The organism is Actinoplanes sp. NPDC024001, from assembly GCF_040638955.1.
Classification (GTDB): Bacteria; Actinomycetota; Actinomycetes; order Mycobacteriales; family Micromonosporaceae; genus Actinoplanes.
In genome coordinates, this window is sequence record NZ_JBEZZB010000185.1 from 1 (window position 1) to 18,953 (window position 18,953).

Here is an 18,953-nt window from a genome sequence, read left to right on the forward strand (position 1 = left end):
CCGAAATCGACCACGGCTTCGCCTCGTCGATTTCGGCACCCTCGGCACCGGCGGGCGCGATGCGTGCTGGTCGGGGTTACTTCGATCTTTGTGCGTGCTGAGTGGTCGGGCGCTCGCCTGGTTCCGGAACTGGTGGCGGGCGTCCCGGGCAGCGGGGGCGGGCGCCCGTGTTTCACAATCGGCGAATGACCTCTGTCGATAGCAGCCGCAAGGTGCACCGCGGCCTGCGGGCGCCCGGCTGCCCCGTTCGTGTCGACGCCGACGGGGTGTGGCACATCCAGGACTACGCCACCGCCCGGCTCTTCCTCCGGCACACCGACACCCGCCAGGCCGGGCTCGGCATCGAGAACGCGCTCCGCCTCCAGGACCGGATGCGCCTGCCGGTGCTCTACCGGGACGGGCCGGAGCATCGCGAACACCGGCGGCAGACGGCGCGCTACTTCACCCCGAAACGGGTTGAGTCGGCGTACCGGGACCTGATGCACCGCCTCGCCGAGCAGCAGTGCGAGGTGCTGCGGCGGCGCGGCGCAGCCGACCTCTCGACCCTCTCGTTCCAGCTGGCCGTGGCGGTGGCCGCCGAGGTGGTCGGCCTGACCGAGAGCGGCGGCGACATGGCAAGGCGTCTCGACCGCTTCTTCCGCATCCCCGACCCGACGGCCCGCGGCCTGACGGCCGCCCGGCAGCAGGCCTTCAACAACTTCACGGTCCTCTCGTTCTTCTGGCGAGACGTACGCCCCGCGATCGCCGCCCGCCGGAAGGCCCGCCGCGACGACCTGATCTCCCATCTGCTCGACGAGGGCTGCAGCAAGGCCGAGATCCTCGGCGAATGCGTCACCTTCGCGGCCGCCGGCATGGTCACCACCCGTGAGTTCATCACCGTGGCCGCCTGGCACCTGCTCACCGACGAAGGCCTGCGCGAGCGCTACACCAGCGGCGACGACGCCGAACGCACCGCGATCCTGCACGAGATCCTCCGCCTGGAACCGGTCGTGGCCGACCTGATGCGCTGGACCACCGCCGACGTCAACCTCGGCGACGTGACCATCCCCTCCGGCGCCCGCGTCGACGTCGGCGTAGCAGCCGCCAACCTCGACACCGCCGCCGTCGGCGCCGAACCCGCCGCCATCTGCCCCGGCCGCCCCCTGGCCGACGGCGTAGCCGACGCCGGCCTGTCCTTCGGAGACGGCGCACACCGCTGCCCGGGCGCTTACATCGCCATCCAGGAGGCCGACATCTTCCTGAGCAAGCTGTTCGCCATGCCGAACCTGCGCCTCATCCAGGAGCCCACGGTGACGATCCGCCCCGACATCGCCTCCTACGAACTGAAAGGCATAGTCCTCGCCGCCTGACCGCCTGACCCACCTCGGCCCCCGCCGCCGCGCCGACGGCCGCCCTCCTCCGCCGCGCCGCCGGCGGCCCACCTCCTCCGCGCCGCCGGCGGCCCTCTTCCTCCGCGCCGACGGCGGCCCACCTCTTCCGCCCCCCGCTCACCGCCGTTGACTGCTGCCAACGCACCCCACGGTTCGCTGGTGCGCCCGCCATCACTCGCGCACTGACCGTTGTCGCCTGCACCCCGCGGGAGGTTCATACCGCCTGACGTTCCGCACTGGTGGGCAGCTGGCGGCGTCGGCTGTCGGTCAGGCGCGTGTGGGGCTTTGTGAGGCTGCTCTGGCGGGCAGCTGGCGGCGTCGGCTGTCGCTCAGGCGCGTGTGGGGCTTTGTGAGGCTGCTCTGGTGGGCAGCCTGCGGACGCGAGAGGGCGGCCGGCGTGTGGTCAGTCGTTGATGCGGTCTTCGCCTCGGCGGCGGAGCAGCTTGAGGCCCGGCAGGCCAGCGATCGCGAGGTGCAGATCCTCCGTCACCTCGAGGAGCTTGTGCAGATCGGGACCGACCTGGTCGAGCTTGCTCAGCAGCGGCATCACGTCGTTGACCAGGTGGTCGCGCAGGGCCGGCAGCTGGTCGACCATGCGGATGGCGGCGGAGACCTCGTCCGGCGTCAGCTCGGAGACGAACTGGGCGGCGAGCGGGGCGGCGTTGCGCAACGTCGGCGCGTAACCGTTGAGCAGATCCTGAGCCTCGGCTGCCGCGGTGTCGGCTCGCGCGACCACCGCATCGGCCCGGTCGGCGACCGCGGAGGCGGATGTGACGATCTCCCGCGCCGATCCGGTGAGCGCCCCGACCTCGTTGATGGCGCTGGAGGCGGCGGCGGTGATGGCGCCGACCTCGTTCATCGTGCGGGAGGCCGCCGTCGTGATGGCGCCGACCTCGTCGATCGCGGTGGAGGCGGCGGTGGTGATCGCGCCGACCTCGTCGATCGCGGTGGAGGCGGCGGCGGTGATCGCGCCGACCTCGGTCATGGTGTTCGCGGCCGCCTCGGTGATGGCTGTGACGTCGGTGATCGCGCTCGCCGCAGCAGATGTGATGGTCGTCACTTCGGCGACCGCCGTGGCGGCGTCTCCGACGATCACGCCGGCCGCTTCGGCCGTGATCGACGAGCGCCGGACAAGATCACCCGCGGCGGCGGAGATGGAGCCGGCCTCCTCGACGGTGAGGGCGGCGGCGGTCGTGATGGCCCGCGCCTCGGCGACGGTGGTCTCGGCCGCGGTCGCCACCGCGGACACCCTGGTGATCAACTCCTCGGCCTGGCCGACCGCCAGGTTGACCCGGTTGAGCAGCAATTCTGCCTGTCCGAGCAGGTTCATCGCGCGCACCGGCACGGTCGCCGCGGCGGCTGCGGTCTCGATCACCTGGCCGGCCACCACGCGGGTGAGGTCCACGGCGGCCACGGGCAGGGCGAAGGCGGCGCGGGACAACCGGACGGCTCGGGACACGAGGAAGGCCATACCCTCATGATGCGCCGGATACGCACCCCCCACCGTGATGACGGAACGTGTCGGTAGCACAGCAGTGGGTCGAAAGTCGGAAATACACAGGATTCCGGGGGGCATCGGCACCCGCCGACACGGCACTATGCATGGGTGCGACGTACCCGGAATCTGATCTTGACGATTGCCGCCGTGGGCATCCTGGGGGGTTCGATCCTGGTGGCCAGAGGGATGTCCGACGACGACGAACCGGTCGGCGGAGCCGTTCCGGTGTCCGGCGCCGCACGGGCGGCCACCCAGGCGTCGCCGACGCCGACCGGGCCGAGCCCGGAGGAACTCGCTGCTCAGGAGCGCGCCCGGCGCGCCAAGGCGCTCGACGCGGCCTTGAAGAAGTTCGCCACCGGCAAGCCCGAGTTCTCGGTCGCGGTCCTCGACCGCAAGACCGGCGAGACGTACGCGTTCCGCGGCACCGAACGCTACGAGACGGCGAGCGTGGTGAAGGTGCAGGTGCTGGCGTGCCTGCTGCTGACCGCGCAGGACGACGACCGCAAACTCACCGCGAGTGAGCGGCAGCTGGCCGACAAGATGATCCGGTTGAGCGACAACGACTCCACGACGGCGCTGTTCGGTCAGCTCGGCCGGTCGGGCGGGATCACCGCGTGCAACAAGCGGCTCGGCCTGACGGAGACCAGGGTGAGCAGTTCCTGGGGCCTGACCCGGACCACCGTGACCGACCAGGTGAAGCTGCTGACCGAGCTGGTCGACGACGAGAGTGAGCTGACCGAGGCGTCCCGGACCTACGCGGCGAAGCTGATGGGCACGGTCGCCCAGGATCAGGACTGGGGTGTCCCGGCGGCCGCGAAGACCGGGGAGAAGTCCACGGTGAAGAACGGCTGGCTGGCCCGCTCCACCGAGAACAACCTCTGGATCATCAACTCGGTCGGCCGGATCACCGGCGGCGACACCGACGTCTCGATCGCGGTGCTCTCGCACGCCAACCAGACCATGCCGGCCGGCATCACGATGGTGGAGAAGGTCGCCAAGCTCACCCGGACGCACCTGAAGTACTAGGGGCTGCCGCCGCGGCGGCAGCGGCCCGGCGTTCCCGCCGCTTGCTCCACCAGGTCATGGTCTGATTGACGATCAGGATCACGATCACCGCGGCGACCACGCCCTGCCACGGTTCCGGGAAGATCGAGCCGCCGGCCAGGCCGATCGTGGCGTAGACGCCGGACCAGAGCGCGCAGGCCGGCAGGTTGGCGACCACGAAGGTGCGCCAGGAGATGCCCACGAACGCGGCGGCCAGCAGCACCGGCACCCGGCCGCCCGGGATCAGCCGGGACACCAGCAGCACCGGGACCTGTTTCTGCTTGAGCCGGTCCTTCACCCCGGTGAGGTGTTCCTCGTCGCGCAGCCAGCGCAGCCGCCGCGCCAGCTGCTCGCCGCCGAACCGGCACATCGCGTACATCACCAGGTCGCCGAGGTAGGCCCCGGCGGCGCCGGCCGCGACCACGAACCCGATGGTGAACGGGTGCTCGTGGAAGGCGAGCGCGGCCGCCCCGCTGACCGCCGCGCCGGTCGGCACGATCGGCACGATCGCGCCGAACGCCACGACCAGCAGCAGCCAGCCCAGGGTGGCCAGTTCCTCGATCACGCCGCCGCCTCGACGGTGAGGGTCTCGCCGTGGGCGAGCACCCGCACCCGGGTCTCCGGCGAGGTCCGGGCCGCGTGGTCGGCGAACCGTGCCCCCGGCTCGTCGAACATGTGCCGGCGGACCCGCCCCATGCCGACCGGCCAGAGCGTGCCGTAGTGCACCGGCACCGCCCAGGAGGCCTTCACCCGGCGCAGCGCCTCGGCGCCGTCGACCGCGTCGAGGTGGCCGTGCGAGCCGAGCGTCGGGCCCCAGCCGCCGACCGGGATCAGCGCCAGGTCCAGCGGGCCGAGGTCGTGCATCTCGTCGAAGAGGCCGGTGTCGCCCGCGTACCAGGTCCGGGCGGCGCCTTCCACCACGAAGCCGACGGCGACGGCGCGTTCCCGCGACCAGGGGCCCCGGCTCCCGTCGTGACGGGCGGGCACGGCGCGTACCCGTACCCCGGAGATGGTCGTGTCCTCGCCCGGCGCGAGCTCGACGCATCGCTCGGCCACCTCGCGGCCGAGGGATTTCGCGGCGAAAGCCGCGGCGCCGCGCGGGACCACCAGCAGGGGCCGCCCCGGCACAGCCTTGAGCGAGGCGATGTGGAAGTGGTCGGCGTGCAGGTGCGAGAGCAGCACCGCGTCCGGCGGGCCGGGCAGCCGGGGTGCCGGGCCGGCCATCCGGCGCAGGTGTGCGAGGCGGGCGGTGAGCACCGGGTCGGTCAGCAGCGTGACACCCGAATCCTCCAGCCACACCGTGCTGTGGCCCCACCAGGTGACCGATGTCGTGCCCACTAGGCCACCGTACTCACCCGGCGCAGCGCACGACCGCAGAGCCGCGCGTACAGATGCTGGAAGAGGACCGCGACCGGCCCGCCGAGCCGCATCAGCGTGCCGGCCGGCCGGCTGAACGCGGTGACCGTGAACCACACCCGGTCCTGCGCGTCGCGCTCCACCACGAACGCCTCCTCGCCGGTGGCCGGGTGACCGGCCCGGGTGCCGTAGCCGAAACCGATCCGGTCGTCCTCCTCGACGGTCCAGACCACCTCGCAGGGCGCGGCCAGCGGCCCGAGGCCGACGGTGAGCCGCACGCCCGGCTCGGCCCGGGCGGCCTCGGTGCGGATCCGCGCGCCGGTCGCCCGGTGCATGCGGAACGTGAGGATCGCCGCGCCGGCGCGGCGCAGGACCGCCTCGCCCGTGCCGATCCGGGTGCGGTAGCGCAGATGGCGGTAGCCGGCCGGCAGCGGCCCGGTGCGCGTCATTCCCACTTCGGGGTACGTCAGTTCGGTCACCTGAGCAGTGTGCGGGATTCTCGGGTCGCCGGTCCGGACGGCCTCCGGCACACTGAGCCCGTGACTGGACCCCGCTCCGCCGTTGTGGTGAACCCCGCCAAGGTGCCCGATCCTGATCATCTGAGGCAGACCGTCGTCAACGGGCTGGCGAAGGCCGGCTGGCCGGAGCCGAAGTGGTACCAGACCACCCCGGAGGATCCCGGGCGCGGCCAGGCCAGGCAGGCGATCAGCGACGGCGCCGAGCTGGTCTTCGCCTGCGGCGGCGACGGTACGGTGACCTCCGTGGTCACCGCGCTGGCCGGCACCGACGTGGCGCTGGCCGTGCTGCCCGCCGGCACCGGCAACCTGCTCGCCGCCAACCTGGGGCTCGGCACCGACCCGGAGACCGGCCTCGAGGTGGCGCTGGAGGGCGGGCGGCGCCGGATCGACGTGGGCGTGATCGACGACCGCTGCTTCGTGGTGATGGCCGGGATGGGCTTCGACGCGCAGATGCTGGAGGACACCTCGGAGCGGGCGAAGAAGCACATCGGCTGGCTGGCGTACGTGGGCGGCGGCGCCAAACACCTGCTGGACCGGCCGATGCGTGCCCGGATCCGGCTGGACGGCGGCCCGCCGATGCCCCGCCGCCCGAAAGCGGTCATCGTCGGCAACGTCGGCCGGCTGCAGGGCGGGGTCCGGCTGCTCAGCAAGGCCGAGCCGGACGACGGCAAACTGAACGTGGCGATCCTGAGCCCGGGCAACCTGGCGCACTGGGCGCAGCTGGCCTGGGCGGTGCTGCGCCGGCAGGACCGGGTGCCGCTGATGGAGACGTACACCGCATCGCGTGTGGAGATCTACAGCAACCGGGCACAATCACGGCAGCTCGACGGGGACCTGATCGCACCGGGGAAGGCCATGAAAATTCACGTACGGCCACGGGCACTGCTGCTCTGCGTGCCGCAGCCCGATTCCGATCCCGACCTGGCGTACGACGCCGGGAAGGTCGCGGAACGCGCGGAGAAAAATCTGTGAGTAGCACCGAGCCGGTCCCCGAGACCGTGATGATGCCGGGGGACACGCTCTCAGCGGACGACGCGTGGCTGGCGCTGCGGCACTACGGCCGGTGGCCGCTGCTGCACGACGCCTTCGTCCGGTTCCGCTACGGCGACGGTTTCAGCCACGCCCGCGCTTTCGCCCTGCAGCTCTGCCTGGCGATCGTCCCGTTCCTGATCGCCCTCTCCGGTCTCGCCACCGACCTCGGCGTCGAGGAGGGCGGGCAGGTCGTCGCGGACACGGTCATCGCGCTGACCCCGGGCGCGAGCGAGCCGCTGGTCCGGGAACTGCTCGTGGAGGACGACCGCACCGAGGAGGCGGGCGAACTGGCCCTGGCCCTCGGCATGATCACCGGCCTGGTGGCGCTGACCACCGCGATGGCCCAGATCGAGCGCGGCGCCAACCGGATCTACGGCGTGGAGCGCGACCGCCCCGCCCTGCAAAAGTACGTGCGGGCCGCCACCCTCGCGCTGGTCGCCGGGCTCCCCGCGCTCTTCGGCTTCCTGCTGCTGGTGGCCGGCCGGTCGGCCGGCAACTCGGCGGAACGCCACTGGGAGCTGCCGCACAGCGTCCGGGTCGCCTGGGACCTGGTCCGCTGGCCGCTGAGCCTGTTGCTGATCGTCTTCGCGGTCGGACTGCTCTTCCGGCACTCGGTGCGGCGCCGCCAGCCGGCCCTGTCCTGGCTGCTCTTCGGCGCGGTGATGTCGACCGTGCTGTGGTGGCTGGCCAGCCTGCTGCTCGCCGGCTACGTCCGGTTCAGCGACAGCTTCGGGGCGACCTACGGCCCGCTCACCGCGATCATGGCGTTGCTGGTCTGGGCGAACCTCACCGGCATCGCCCTCTTCCTCGGCCTCGCCTTCGCCGCCCAGCTGGAGGCGCGCCGGGTCGGCCGGCGCCCCGCCAAGGACGACCACTGGGAGCCGGCTCCGGAGATTCCCGCCCCGGAGATTCCCGTCCAGCGCGGCCCCGGTGTATCGGCGGAACCGTCCGGGTAAGACACGGCCGTGTCTGTGAGGGATGACAACCATGTGGTCGAGCGCACCGGCTGGGCGCCGGTGCGGCACTTCGCCGAACGCAGCGTGCTCGGCCTGGCCGTGGTCACCGCGATCGGCCTGACCTTCGGTGTTCTGCTGTTGCTGGTCCGGTTCCACTGGAGCCCGCTGCAGAACCTGGACCGGAGCCTGGCGGACAGCCTGAACCGCTGGGCGTCCGGTTCGGACACCGTGGTCGCGGTGCTGCAGCAGATCTCCTCGGCCGGTGGCCGCGGCTTCATGATTCCGCTGGTCGCGCTGCTGACCCTGATGCTGCTGATCCGCCGCCGGCCGCGCCCGGCCGTCTACCTGGTGGTCACCGGCGCCGGCGCGCTGCTGATGGACCCGTCGCTGAAGGCGCTGATCGGCCGGCTGCGCCCGGTCGTCGAGGTGCCGGTCGCCACCGCGCCCGGCAACAGCTTCCCGAGCGGGCACGCCCTCGGCTCGATGGTCGTCTACGGGATGATCGTGCTGGTCTTCCTGCCGGCGGTCCGGCGCCGCTGGCGGCCCTGGTTCATCGGTGCGGCCGCGGTGCTGGTCGCGGCCATCGGCTTCACCCGGATCGCGCTGGGTGTGCACTTCCTCTCCGACGTGCTGGGCGGTTGGCTGCTCGGACTGGCGTGGATCAGCGTCACGGCGTACGCCTTCCGGATCTGGCGCCGCGAAGCGGGCCATGCGAACCCGCCGCTGACCGACGGCCTGGAGCCGGAAGCCGGCCCGGACCTGCGGCTGGCGCCCGCCGAGGGCGCCGTGCTGCCGCACCCGTGGGCGAAGGCCGCGGAGATCCTGGTCGGCTGGGTCTTCGTGTTCGGCCTGCTCTACGTGGTCGGCTACACGGTCACCCGCTGGACGCCCGGCTTCGACACCGCGTTCCCGGCCTGGCTGCAGAGCTTCCGCACCCCGAGGCTGGACGACCTGAGCTGGTGGTGGAGCAAGTTCGGGGACACCCACGCCATCCTGTTCGTCTCGCTGATCTTCTGCCCGATCGCGCTGGCCCTGTGGCGGCAGTGGCGCCCGGTCCTGTTCCTGGTGCTCACCATGGTCGGCGAGCTCACCCTGTTCCTCTGCGCCGCGGCCGCGGTCGACCGGCCGCGCCCGCCGATCGAGCAGCTCGACGGCCCGATGCCGACCTCGTCGTTCCCGTCCGGCCACATCGCCGCCACCATGTGCCTCTGGGCCGCCATCGCGATCATCGTGATGGCCCGGTTCAAGCAGCCGTGGCGCTGGATCTTCCCGGCCCTCGCCGTGATCATGCCGGTCGGTGTGGCGCTCTCCCGCATGTACCGCGGCATGCACCACCCGACCGACTTCCTCGGCGCCGCCCTGCTCACCACCGCCTGGCTGACCGTGCTCTGGTTCACCGTCCGGCCCAACGCGCACGCCGAGACCGCCGAGGAGGCCGCGGAGGAGGCCGCCCAGGTCGCCGGCCGCCGGCTGGAGGCGATCGGGTGACGTTGCGGGTGATGACCTGGAACGTCCGCACCGGCGGCGGCGATCGCCTACCGGCGATCATCGAGGTGGTCCGGGCCGCACGACCGGACATCCTGGCACTGCAGGAGCTGCGCGACTTCCATCGGTACGATCAGAGCCGGATGCGCTCGTTCGCCGGGGCGGTCGAGATGGTTCCGCACCTGGCCCGGTCGGTGCTCGGCCAGCCGGTCGCGGTCCTGGTCCGTGCGCCGTTGCGGATCCTGCGCACGGCGAGCGTCACCTGGCGGCTGCACCACGCGGCCGCGGTGGTCGACGTCGCCACCGGGAGCGGCCCGGTCCGGGTGGTGAGCACCCATCTGAACCCGTTCTGGCCGTACCGGCGGATGCGGGAGGCCCGGTGGCTGGCCGCCCGTTACTTCAGCGACCGGGCGCTGATGATGGGCGACATGAACGGGCTCGACCCGCACGGCGACCACACCGAGGTGCTGGCCGCGCTGCCGTCGCTGTACCGTCGCCGGCACCTCGGCCCGGACGGGAAGGCCGACACGGGTGCCCTCGAAGCCTTCGCGACCGCCGGGTTCACGGACCTCTGGCGGGCCGTCGGCGAGGGCCCCGGCGAAACGGTGCCGACGACCGGGCTGCGCGGGCCGGAGTTCGGATCCACCCGGCTCGACTACGTGCTGGCCGGCCCGGCGCTGGCGCGGCGAGCCCGGACGATGCGGGTGATCCGGGGCGGGTCGGCCGAGCACGCGTCCGACCACTATCCGGTCGTCGCGGAGCTAGAGGCGTAACTCCAGGGTCAGCTCGTCGTGCAGCGGAATGCGGTACGCGCCGATCTCGGGGATGGACGGCTTGCGCTCGCGGGCCGCGTCGACCGCGCCCGGCGTCACGGCGACGATCCGCAGGCCGCGCCGCTGGTAGAAGCGGAGCGCGTCCAGGTTGTCGTTCGTGGTGATCAGCCAGAGCCGGCGCAGCCCGTGCTCCCGGGCCACCCCGGCCGCCGCCCGGAGCAGCGCGGTGCCGGCGCCGGTGTGCCGGGCCGTCGCGTCGATCGAGACGATCTCCAGCGCGTCGCCGTCCAGGTGGTAGGTGAGCAGCCCGGCGACCGCACCGTCCCGCTCGGCCAGCAGCGCGGGCAGCCGTGCCGCGTTGAACTCGACGCCGTGGCCGATCACGATCGGGCCGCCCCAGGAATCGGTGAGGATCCGCTCGATGGTCTCCTGGTCGGACTCGACGGCTCGCCTTACGTACACGTCACCCATGACTCTTGATACAAACCGGATACTCGCCGCATGACCATCGAATTCCCGTCACCGACCGTGCCCGCTGCCGACCGTTCCGAGGTTTTCGTCCGCTACCTGGACTACTTCCGGGAGAGCCTGCTGGCGAAGGTGGCGTCGCTGCCGGAGCCGGAGCTGCGGTCCAGCCGGCTCGCCTCGGGGTGGACGCCGCTGGAGCTCGTCAAGCACCTGCGGTGGGTGGAGCTGCGCTGGATCGAATGGGGATTTCAGGGGCGGGCGGTCCCGGACCCGTGGGGCGATCGCCGGGATGACCGCTGGCACGTCCCGGCCGGCGAAAGCCTCGCCGAGCTCGCCGAGGCGTTGCGCGGGCAGGGCGCGCACACCGCCGCTGTGATCAGTGGATGCGACCTGTCCGAGATCGGCCAGCCGGGGCCGCGGTGGGACGGTGCGGCTCCGCCACCGCTGGAGCGGATCTGCTTCCACCTGCTCCAGGAGTACGCCCGGCACCTGGGCCATCTGGACATCGTCGCCGAGCTGGCCGGGGGTCCGGTCGGCGAATAGCCTCGGGTCAGAAGGCGAGGTCGGCGACCACCCGGTCACGGCCACCGCGCTTGGCGGCGTAAAGATTGCGGTCGGCCTGCGACAGCAGGGCGGTCAGCGTGCCGTGCCCGTCCGGCGTCGTGGCGGTGACGCCGATGCTGGTGGTCACCGGGAGCGTGCCGGTGATCGGCGCCCAGGCGTGGGCGCGCAGGCGCACGCGCAGCCGCTCGCAGCGGATCGCCGCCTCCCGCGCGTCCAGGCCCGGGAAGACCAGCAGGAACTCCTCGCCGCCCATGCGGGCCGCCACCGCGGCGCCGCCGGCCGTCTCCTCCAGCAGCTCGGCCACGTGCTGCAGGACGGTGTCGCCGGTGGCGTGCGACAGGGTGTCGTTGACCCGCTTGAAGTGGTCCAGGTCGACCAGGGCTACGGCCAGGGGACGGCAGCTGCGGGCCGCCTCCTGCAGCAGGTCGGGGAACCGCTCGTTGATGTAGCGGCGGTTGTAGAGGCCGGTGAGCGGGTCGCGGTGGGCCATCTCGCGGAAGTGCTCGCTGGCGCGGCGGGCCTCGTTCGCCTCGAAGACGGCCTGCAGCGCCCGGGCGCGGGCGTCGCGCTGCGCGGAGTGCTGGGCGGTCGCGGCGGCGTGGAAGGCGCGGTGTTCCTCGTAGGCCTCGGCGAACCGGCCGGTCGCGGCGTAGAGAGCGGCCTGCTCCTGGCGAACCCGGGCGGCGACGGCGGCCAGCTCGCGGTCGGCGCAGAGCTCGCGGTTGCGGTCGAGGGCGGCCTGGGCGTCGTCGAACCGGCCGTCCAGGCGGCGGGCCAGGGCCAGGGTGAGCAGGCATTCCGCCACGGCGTCGCCCTCGTTGGCAGCGACCCGGTCGTCGAGTGCGGGGGCGAGCAGGGCCTCGACCTCGGCGTAGCGGCCGCTCATCATCTCGACCCGGGCGATGGTGTCGAGCTGGTTGGCGCCGAACGGCACACCCGAGGTGACCTGGACCTCACGCATCTGCTCGACCAGGGTCCGGGCGGCCGGCTCGTCGTCCTGCTCGAACGCGCTGTACGCCATGTTGTTGAGCACCAGCAGCGTGGTCTCGTGGTCGCCGGAGGTGGCGGCCAGCGCCAGGGCCTCCCGGGCGCGGCGGTCGGCGTCGACCGGCGAACCGCCCTCGTCCAGGGCGACCGAGAGCGACAGCAGGTGGCGGGCCCGGGTGACCGGCGGCACGTCCTCCGGCAGCACGGCGACGCTCTGCACGGCGTGCGTCAGCGCGTCGGAGAAGTCGCCGACCGCGCGGTAGAAGATGGAGAGCTCACGGTGGGCGCGGGCGAGCAGGTAGTCGGCGTGGTGCTCCTCGGCCCACGCCCGGACCTGGTGGACGATCTGGCCGGCCTCGCCGGTGCGGCCCTCACGGAGCAGCACCCCGGCGAGCAGCAGCGTGGCACGCTGGGCCAGTTCCTCGGCGCCGAGCTCGGTGGCCCGGCGCTGAAGCTCCACGGCCGGGACGCGCACGGAACGGAACTGCGACATGGCCCGTCCCTCGAGCTCCGTCACCGCGGTCTCGAGGGCACCGAGCTCCTGGTGCCGCCCGGTGGGGGCGCGGCTCGCCGTATCCGTCGTCACTGCCCCAACCCCCTGTGGTCGCCTTGTCGATCCACGGTGCCATCGGTCGGGTCGCAACTCGGGTGGCGGACGGTTGCGAAGAGGTTGCGGACGGTCAGCGGCGGGTGCAGACCGGCGCCGAGGTGGCCGCCTGGCCGCGGGCGTTCTCCACCGCGACCGTGAAGCAGTAGTTCAGCTTCTCGTCCAGGCTGTAGACGATGAACTCGGAGGCGCCGGAGGGCAGCTCCTGGAACTTGCGCGGCTCCTGACCGTTGCGCCCGCCGGCGACGAGCACCTGGCCCGAGGCGTTGGCCGGGTACGCCCACTGCAGTGTGACGCTGCCGCCGTTGTCGCGGATCCGCACGTTCTGCGGCGCCCCGGGGTCGCCGGTCGCGGTCAGTGGCGCGGCGGGCGGGGTCGACGGTGCGGGCGACGGCGGGGGTTGCGCGTCGGTGGTGCCGTCGGCGTCCGGCAGGGTGAGGATGACCACCGCCGCGGCCGCCGCCACCCCGCCGGCCAGCAGGGCTGCCAGGAGCAGCGGGTTCGTGCCGCGGGGTTGCTCCGGGCGGTCGGCGAGCACCGGCAGCCGCGAATGGGGCGGCTCGGTCAGCGTGCTGGGCCGGGCCGACCCCACCGGCACGGCGCGGCCGTCCTCGCCGTAGTCGGGAGCCCGGTGACCCGGCAGCGGGGGCGGGGTGTCCGCGCGGGCGTGCCGGCCGGTCGGGTCGCCGGGCAGCCGGTGCAGGTCGCTGAGGTAGAGCGGCTGCTGGTAGACCGTCCCGTTCGGGTCGGTGGGCCGGTTGTCCGGCTCGACGGACTCACCGGGCGCCGCGTAGACCGTGCCGTTCGGGTCGGTGGGCCGCTCGTCCGGCGGTGGCTGGCCGGGCGCGGCCGCCGGGAACGGCGACGGGCCGTCCGGACCGGGGTCCGGCACGGTGGGCCGGCGCGGAAACGGCCGGAACGGGGTCTCCCCGGTCTGCTCCGATCCGCCGCAGCGGTGCCGCCCGGAGGGCTTGCCCTCGACCAGCGCGGCGGCCTGCCGGGTGAGCGGGTGGTCGGCGGGCAGGTGACGGCTGCTCAGCTCCTGTGCCAGGGCCAGGTGCTCACGAGACTCCCGGTCGCGGCCGCACTCGCGTTCCATCGAGCCGAGCCGGGCCAGCATCTTGATGCCGGCCGGCGCCGCGTCGCCGTAGACGTCGCGGTGGTGCCGCCAGGCGCGGGACAGCCGGGCCCGGGCGGTGCCGCAGTGGCCGGCGGCGTGCTCGGCGATCGCCAGGTCGGCCTCGGCGGCGAGCACCCGCGGCGCGTCCGGACCGTCCACCCGGGCCAGTTCGCCGACCAGGTCGTGATAGACCAGGGCGGCCCGGCCGTGCTGGCCGATCCGTTGCAGGACGGCGGCGTGGGTGGCGGCGGCGGCGATGGTGCGCTCGTCCCGGGCGCCGTGCAGCCGCTCCTCGGCGGCGTGCGCGAAAGCGGCCCAGAGCCGGGCGGACTGCGGATCACCGAGCGCGATGAGGACCCGGGCGTTCAGGGCGGCGGCAACCGCCAGGTCGGCTGTGGCTCGGCGAGGGTCGGCGTCCGCGTTCCGCAGGACGCCGTCCAGAACGGCTCGGGCTCCCACGAGATCGCCGGCCGACGTCAATGACTGGGCCTGCGCGGTCATTTCAGCGAGCGGAGGGGGCATGTACCTCATAGTGCTCGGTTGAATACGGTAGGTACAAGTTTCGGGCGGCGAAGTGGACAGGGTACAAACTCGGTATGTCCCCGATAGCCACGGTCAAACGCGAACTGCTCGTCCGCCACCTGCAGGCCTGGGCGCCCGGCGCGCTGCACCGGGCCCGGCGGGTGATCTATGTGCACGGCTATGCGGACGTGGACGGCGGCGCCTCCGCCGAGGCGGCGGTGCGGGTCCTCGCCGATCTGCCCGACCTGGCCCGTGGCCGGGAACTGTCCATGGTGGCGGTCGGCGACGACGTGAGCGAGGTGGCCGGGCTGCTCACCGCCGCGCAACGCGACGCCGGGACGGCGGCGGGGCTGGCGGTGCTTCCGGTCGGCGGCGGGACCGACGAACGGCTCCCCGTGGCGCTCAAGGCGGCGGGTGCTTCCCGCGTACCGATGCTGGGTTTTCTGGACGCGGCGGCCGTGAGCGAACCGCCCCGCCCGGCCACGGTCGCGGCCCTGGCCGCGGGCAAGCCCGCGGACGTCCTGCTGGTGCTGCCGGCGGCCACGCCGCTCGATCCCTATCGGGATGCGGGGTTTCCCCTGCTCACCGCGGCCGAGCTGGCGACCGGGCCGGAGCCCGGCGAGGTGGTGGCTTTCGCCACCACCTCCGCGAAGAGCCTGGAGAGCTTCAAAGAGGCACTCTGGGCAGTCGACGAGTTCGCCGGGGTACGGCTACGCGACCCCGCCGACCCGGAACGGCACCTGATCGACATCTCACTCCGGCCGCACCCCGGTCCGCTGCGCCGTGAGCTGCTGGCGCATCTGGCTTCGGTGGGCACCGCGACGGTGACCGAGTTGCGCACGTTCACGCTGACCGAGACGGTCTACCGGGCGGCCGACGCGACCCGGGTGCTGCACGCGCTCGTCGACTCCGGAGCGGTCACCAGGCGGCCGGAACACGGCCGCCTGGGCGGTGACGTCCTCATCGGGCCGGCCTAGCGGCTACGCGACTTGTCCTGCTTCCACGAGACCGGGCCGGGCAGGTCGTAGCGGTGGGCGCGGGTCTTGGAGTTCCAGGACCAGCGGCCGATCTTCAAGGTCCACGACGAGTAGCCGTTCTCGGTGAAGTTCAGGATCAGCGGACCGAACTTCTTGCGGCTGCGGAACACGAGTCCCATCGGAACGTCTCCTATCTGTTTTGCAGATGGCCGGACGGTTCCCGATCAGCTCGATTCACAAACGTCAGCGTGGCTGCCAGGCGTCGGGGCGGGTGGTCAGCTTGCGCACGTGCGCCGGCATCCGCCCGCTGATCAGCTCGGCGAGACTGACCTCGTCGACCACCTCGCGGACCGCCGCGCGCACCGCCACCCAGAGGTTCGGCAGGTTCTCGGCGGCCCCCGCGTATTGAGTCTCCTCGGGACGCAGGCCGCGCACGCCGGCCAGCGGACCGTCCACCGCGCGCAGGATCTGACCGATAGTCACGTCCCGTGGTGGGTGGGACAGCGTGTAACCGCCCTCGGCGCCACGCTGCGCACGCACCACACCGGCCCGGCGCAGGTCGGCGAGCACCGCCTCGAGGAACTTGCGGGGCATTTCCTGGTCCTGGGCAATGGCCTGGGCGGACATCAGTGCGGGGTAGGCCTGCGCCAAACTCAGGGCCGCCCGGACCGCGTAGTCGCCACGCGCGGAGATCTGCACCCGACTATCATGCCTCGTCGCCGCATCCCCTGATGCACATACCCCAGGGTTTTGTGGGAATTACCGTCAGTCGGCCGGTGATCGCTGTCCGGGTATCCCGCTCGGACGGTCCGTCGTGAACCGGGCCCGGAACTGGCCGGGACTCAGCCCGGTCTCCCGGTGGAAGAAGCGCCCGAAGTTCGTCGGCTCGCCGAAGCCCAGGCTGCGCCCCACCTCGGCCACCGACAGCGGGGTGGCGGCGAGCAGGCGGCGGGCCTGCAGGGCCACCCGGTCGTCGACCACCTGCTTCGCGGTGCGGCCGGTGATCGCGAGGCTCGCGCGGGTCAGGGTGCGCACCGAACAGCTCAGCTCGGCGGCGTAGTCCTCGACTCGCCGGGTGTGCGGATAGCCCTCTTCGAGGCGGCGGCGGAAACGCTCGAACGTCCGGCTCTCGACGTGCCCGGCCAGCGCCGGGCCGGGATCGAGCAGCGCGAGCCGCAACAGTACGGCCGCGAGCTCGTGCCGCAGCAGGGCGGCGGTGGCCGGGCCGGGAGTGCCACCGGCGTCGCGCGCCAGCCGCTCGAAGGCGGCCCGGAACTCCCGGGGGTCCGGTGGCATCACCGGCTGCCGGGCTGGACCGTCCGGATCGTCGGGGGAGAGGCCCGGCAGATCGTCGGCGGTGAAGAGGCCGGACCGGAAGACGATCGTCAGGGCCGGGCCCGGCTCGTCCGGTTTCGCAACCTCGTCCCCGGCCGGCGCCGGCTCCGCTGTCTCGAACCGGACTGCCTGCCCTGGGCGCAGCCAGAGCAGCGAGCCCGGCTCACAGGTGAACCGGACGAAGTCGATCTCGGCGATCAGGGGGACGGTGACTGTGTGCACGACCGCGTGACACTGCATCAGATCAGTGACGGCGTCGGCCGCGACCGGTAGCGCGCAGCTTCCGATGCCCGCCCAGTCCGGCGGGAGAGAGGCGGTCGCCGGGTGGGCGACATGAATGAGTGCTTGCATCGGCGCTCACGGTAACCGTCGATGACCGTCAACGCGACCACTAGCGCACTTGCTGAACCTTTTGTCCGATTCCCGGCTCGGTATTCGCTATATGTGCGATTCCGATTTCTTTTCGGAGATCACTTGCTTTTCCGGATAAAGGGCGACCCGCGCAGATCGGCAGTGTCCGCGCGGGTCGTCCTTTGTCCGTTTCTTGCTATCGCCTCGCCTATCGGCCGGCCGGTCGTCCGGCCCTATCGTCCGGCTTGTTGTCCGACGTGTGGTTCGGCCTTGTGGTTCGGCCTTGTTGTCCGGCCTTGTTGTCCGGCCTTGTTGCTCGGCCTTGTTGCTCGGCCTTGTTGCTCGGCCTTGTTGCTCGGCCTTGTTGCTCGGCCTTGTTGCCCGGCCTGTCGTTCGGCCTGTCGTTCCGGCCTATCGCCCGGCGAGGAGGCGGTTGACGGCCGCATCCACGTCCAGGTGATCCGACTCCCGGCCCCGGGGCACCACTACATAGGTGCGCCGCAGGAACCGGACGAGGACGCTGCGCGGCACCTCGAACAGTGCGTTGCCGTCCGGCGACGACAACGCGAGGGCGACGAAATCGCCCCGCGGCGTGGCCCACGGCCACACCCGGACGTCGCCGATCCCCGCGGGCTCATCGAGCCCGGTCACGAGCAGTTCCCGCGCAAAGGACCAGCTCACGGCTTCCCCACCGGCTGATTCTGCGTGGAACAACACGTGGACCGCATATGGGTCGGCTGGGTCGTAACGCAGGCTGGCGCGGACCGGCAGTGCCGTCGCGTCAGGCGCTACGAGCCGCAGCGAGGTTTCGACCTCGACGGTCGTTGGACGAATGGTACTCATGGACGAACTCCCCCCGGCACCGCTGCGAGGCTGGTGAACCCCGCGTTTCCCATACTCAGGTGATCCCTGTCGTTACGCTCCGCCATACGCTGATCTCACCCAGTAGTGGGAAGACGGTTCCGAAAACGCCTCCGTACAGGACGTAAAGCGATATCTTGTCCTGTTCTGCCCAGGTACTCGGCTCCGCCCGGCGTCGGGTGGTCCAGCAGTTGACTTACTCCGGTAACGTCCATTCCTCCCGGGCGGTGACGGGGCTCCGGGACACTGGGGGATGAAATGGGTGTAAAACCGGACGACGGGGTAACGAACGTGCGTGTGCTCGACCGTATCCGGTCCAACCCCACTGGGCGCCTAGCTCTGAAGATCACGGTCGGCGTGATCGGCGCACTGGTGGTGGCGATCGGTATCGTGCTGATCCCCTTCCCCGGTCCGGGCTGGGCGATCGTCATCCTCGGCCTGGCCATCCTGGCCATCGAGTTCGTGTGGGCGAAAAACCTGCTCGAGTTCACCAAACGCCACGTGCAGAGCTGGACCCACTGGGTCGGCCGGCAGAGCCTCCCCATCCGCGCCCTCATCGGCGTCCTCGGCATGATCTTCATCAGCGCCGTGGTCTGGACCGCCGTCTACCTCAGCCTCGACATCAACCTGGTGACCTGGACACTCGACTTCGTCGCGAAGTGGTGACCCCTGGTTCGCGCGCCGGTCGCAGCGTCCGGTAGAGTCTGGATCCGTTGAGGGCGATTAGCTCAGCGGGAGAGCGCTCCGTTCACACCGGAGAGGTCACTGGTTCGATCCCAGTATCGCCCACTCAACTGGGGCTGGTTTGTGTCAGCGGGGAGCGCTGACCTTGCCAGCCTCGTCTTGTTTAGCGCGACTTCGTCGCGCGTAGCGGGGGCTTCGCCACCCGCACCCCCACTGCCGGGTGAGGGGTTTGGTGGGTTGGTTGCGCGGCGCGACTTCGTCGCGCGGTGCGGGGCGGCTTCGCCGCCCGCACCCCCCACCTCACCTGAATCCCGGAACTTCAGCCACCGGGGCGGTGGTCTCAGTTCCCGCAGCCGCGTTCTGCGGCCCGGCCTTGCAGCCCGAAACCGTAGCGATCCTCGCGCCCGGCGCCCGGCGCCCGGCGCCCGGCGCCCGGCGCCCGGCG

At 72.0% G+C, this 18,953-nt stretch carries 20 protein-coding genes and 1 tRNA gene; 10 read left to right on the top strand and 11 right to left on the bottom strand.

Annotated features, from left to right (window positions below):
• Window positions 1-185: 185 nt before the first annotated feature.
• Window positions 186-1,349, top strand: a complete 1,164-nt coding sequence (locus AB0F81_RS43215) for a cytochrome P450 (RefSeq protein WP_360208451.1) — start codon at window positions 186-188, stop codon at window positions 1,347-1,349.
• Window positions 1,350-1,773: 424 nt separating this feature from the next.
• On the opposite strand, the gene AB0F81_RS43220 is transcribed toward AB0F81_RS43215, so the two are convergent.
• On the bottom strand, window positions 1,774-2,841 hold the full coding sequence (locus AB0F81_RS43220; protein WP_360208453.1) for a hypothetical protein: 1,068 nt from the start codon (window positions 2,839-2,841) through the stop codon (window positions 1,774-1,776).
• A 174-nt stretch (window positions 2,842-3,015) separates the two neighbouring features.
• Here AB0F81_RS43220 and AB0F81_RS43225 point away from each other — a divergent pair, with 174 nt between their 5' ends.
• Entirely contained in the window at window positions 3,016-3,894 is an 879-nt protein-coding gene (locus tag AB0F81_RS43225; RefSeq protein ID WP_360208455.1) for a serine hydrolase, read from the top strand.
• Here AB0F81_RS43225 and AB0F81_RS43230 read toward each other — a convergent pair.
• The 3 genes from AB0F81_RS43230 to AB0F81_RS43240 are packed head-to-tail and all read right to left on the bottom strand — an operon-like array spanning window position 3,869 to window position 5,747.
• The gene (locus tag AB0F81_RS43230) at window positions 3,869-4,477 is read right to left on the bottom strand and encodes a VTT domain-containing protein (protein WP_360208458.1); all 609 of its coding nucleotides are present in this window, start codon (window positions 4,475-4,477) and stop codon (window positions 3,869-3,871) included. The two genes, AB0F81_RS43225 and AB0F81_RS43230, sit on opposite strands and share 26 nt — an antisense overlap.
• Window positions 4,474-5,250 (bottom strand): MBL fold metallo-hydrolase, encoded by a 777-nt coding sequence (locus AB0F81_RS43235; protein WP_360208461.1) that lies wholly within the window; start codon window positions 5,248-5,250, stop codon window positions 4,474-4,476. The genes AB0F81_RS43230 and AB0F81_RS43235 overlap by 4 nt, the downstream gene beginning before the upstream one ends.
• Window positions 5,250-5,747, bottom strand: coding sequence for a DUF1990 domain-containing protein (locus tag AB0F81_RS43240; protein ID WP_360208464.1), 498 nt, complete (start codon window positions 5,745-5,747; stop codon window positions 5,250-5,252). Before AB0F81_RS43240 ends, AB0F81_RS43235 begins: the two co-directional genes overlap by 1 nt.
• Before the next feature lie 60 nt (window positions 5,748-5,807).
• On the opposite strand from AB0F81_RS43240, the gene AB0F81_RS43245 reads away from it, so the two are divergent.
• The 4 genes from AB0F81_RS43245 to AB0F81_RS43260 are packed head-to-tail and all read left to right on the top strand — an operon-like array spanning window position 5,808 to window position 10,032.
• Entirely contained in the window at window positions 5,808-6,758 is a 951-nt protein-coding gene (locus AB0F81_RS43245; protein WP_360208467.1) for a diacylglycerol kinase family protein, read from the top strand.
• Window positions 6,755-7,774, top strand: coding sequence for a YihY/virulence factor BrkB family protein (locus tag AB0F81_RS43250; RefSeq protein WP_360208470.1), 1,020 nt, complete (start codon window positions 6,755-6,757; stop codon window positions 7,772-7,774). The genes AB0F81_RS43245 and AB0F81_RS43250 overlap by 4 nt, the downstream gene beginning before the upstream one ends.
• Before the next feature lie 9 nt (window positions 7,775-7,783).
• Complete coding sequence (locus tag AB0F81_RS43255) at window positions 7,784-9,262, top strand: phosphatase PAP2 family protein (RefSeq protein WP_360208473.1); 1,479 nt, start codon at window positions 7,784-7,786, stop codon at window positions 9,260-9,262.
• A complete protein-coding gene (locus AB0F81_RS43260; RefSeq protein WP_360208476.1) occupies window positions 9,259-10,032 on the top strand; it encodes an endonuclease/exonuclease/phosphatase family protein in 774 nt (257 codons plus the stop codon). Before AB0F81_RS43255 ends, AB0F81_RS43260 begins: the two co-directional genes overlap by 4 nt.
• Here AB0F81_RS43260 and AB0F81_RS43265 read toward each other — a convergent pair.
• A complete protein-coding gene (locus AB0F81_RS43265; protein ID WP_360208479.1) occupies window positions 10,021-10,503 on the bottom strand; it encodes a GNAT family N-acetyltransferase in 483 nt (160 codons plus the stop codon). The two genes, AB0F81_RS43260 and AB0F81_RS43265, sit on opposite strands and share 12 nt — an antisense overlap.
• Window positions 10,504-10,533: 30 nt before the next feature.
• On the opposite strand from AB0F81_RS43265, the gene AB0F81_RS43270 reads away from it, so the two are divergent.
• A complete protein-coding gene (locus AB0F81_RS43270; RefSeq protein WP_360208482.1) occupies window positions 10,534-11,043 on the top strand; it encodes a DUF664 domain-containing protein in 510 nt (169 codons plus the stop codon).
• A 7-nt stretch (window positions 11,044-11,050) separates the two neighbouring features.
• Here the strand turns inward: AB0F81_RS43270 and AB0F81_RS43275 are convergent, their stop codons facing one another.
• On the bottom strand, window positions 11,051-12,637 hold the full coding sequence (locus tag AB0F81_RS43275; protein ID WP_360208484.1) for a GGDEF domain-containing protein: 1,587 nt from the start codon (window positions 12,635-12,637) through the stop codon (window positions 11,051-11,053).
• Window positions 12,638-12,731: 94 nt separating this feature from the next.
• Window positions 12,732-14,279 carry a fibronectin type III domain-containing protein gene (locus AB0F81_RS43280; RefSeq protein WP_360208487.1) on the bottom strand — a complete coding sequence of 516 codons (1,548 nt, stop codon included), beginning with the start codon at window positions 14,277-14,279 and terminating at the stop codon, window positions 12,732-12,734.
• 95 nt (window positions 14,280-14,374) lie between these two features.
• On the opposite strand from AB0F81_RS43280, the gene AB0F81_RS43285 reads away from it, so the two are divergent.
• Complete coding sequence (locus tag AB0F81_RS43285; RefSeq protein WP_360208490.1) at window positions 14,375-15,277, top strand: hypothetical protein; 903 nt, start codon at window positions 14,375-14,377, stop codon at window positions 15,275-15,277.
• Here the strand turns inward: AB0F81_RS43285 and AB0F81_RS43290 are convergent.
• The 4 genes from AB0F81_RS43290 to AB0F81_RS43305 all read right to left on the bottom strand — a co-directional run bounded on the left by AB0F81_RS43290 (window position 15,274) and on the right by AB0F81_RS43305 (window position 17,806).
• Entirely contained in the window at window positions 15,274-15,456 is a 183-nt protein-coding gene (locus tag AB0F81_RS43290; RefSeq protein ID WP_360208492.1) for a DUF4236 domain-containing protein, read from the bottom strand. The genes AB0F81_RS43285 and AB0F81_RS43290 overlap by 4 nt on opposite strands.
• A gap of 64 nt (window positions 15,457-15,520) precedes the next feature.
• Window positions 15,521-15,976, bottom strand: a complete 456-nt coding sequence (locus AB0F81_RS43295) for an Rrf2 family transcriptional regulator (RefSeq protein WP_196412045.1) — start codon at window positions 15,974-15,976, stop codon at window positions 15,521-15,523.
• A gap of 66 nt (window positions 15,977-16,042) precedes the next feature.
• Window positions 16,043-16,963, bottom strand: a complete 921-nt coding sequence (locus tag AB0F81_RS43300) for an AraC family transcriptional regulator (protein ID WP_360208495.1) — start codon at window positions 16,961-16,963, stop codon at window positions 16,043-16,045.
• Window positions 16,964-17,374: 411 nt separating this feature from the next.
• On the bottom strand, window positions 17,375-17,806 hold the full coding sequence (locus AB0F81_RS43305) for an SsgA family sporulation/cell division regulator (protein WP_014446635.1): 432 nt from the start codon (window positions 17,804-17,806) through the stop codon (window positions 17,375-17,377).
• A gap of 276 nt (window positions 17,807-18,082) precedes the next feature.
• On the opposite strand from AB0F81_RS43305, the gene AB0F81_RS43310 reads away from it, so the two are divergent.
• Window positions 18,083-18,490: a TIGR02611 family protein gene (locus AB0F81_RS43310; protein WP_360208499.1), complete on the top strand. Its 408-nt coding sequence runs from the start codon at window positions 18,083-18,085 to the stop codon at window positions 18,488-18,490.
• 51 nt (window positions 18,491-18,541) lie between these two features.
• A tRNA-Val gene (locus tag AB0F81_RS43315) sits at window positions 18,542-18,613 on the top strand.
• The last annotated feature ends 340 nt before the right edge of the window (window positions 18,614-18,953 follow it).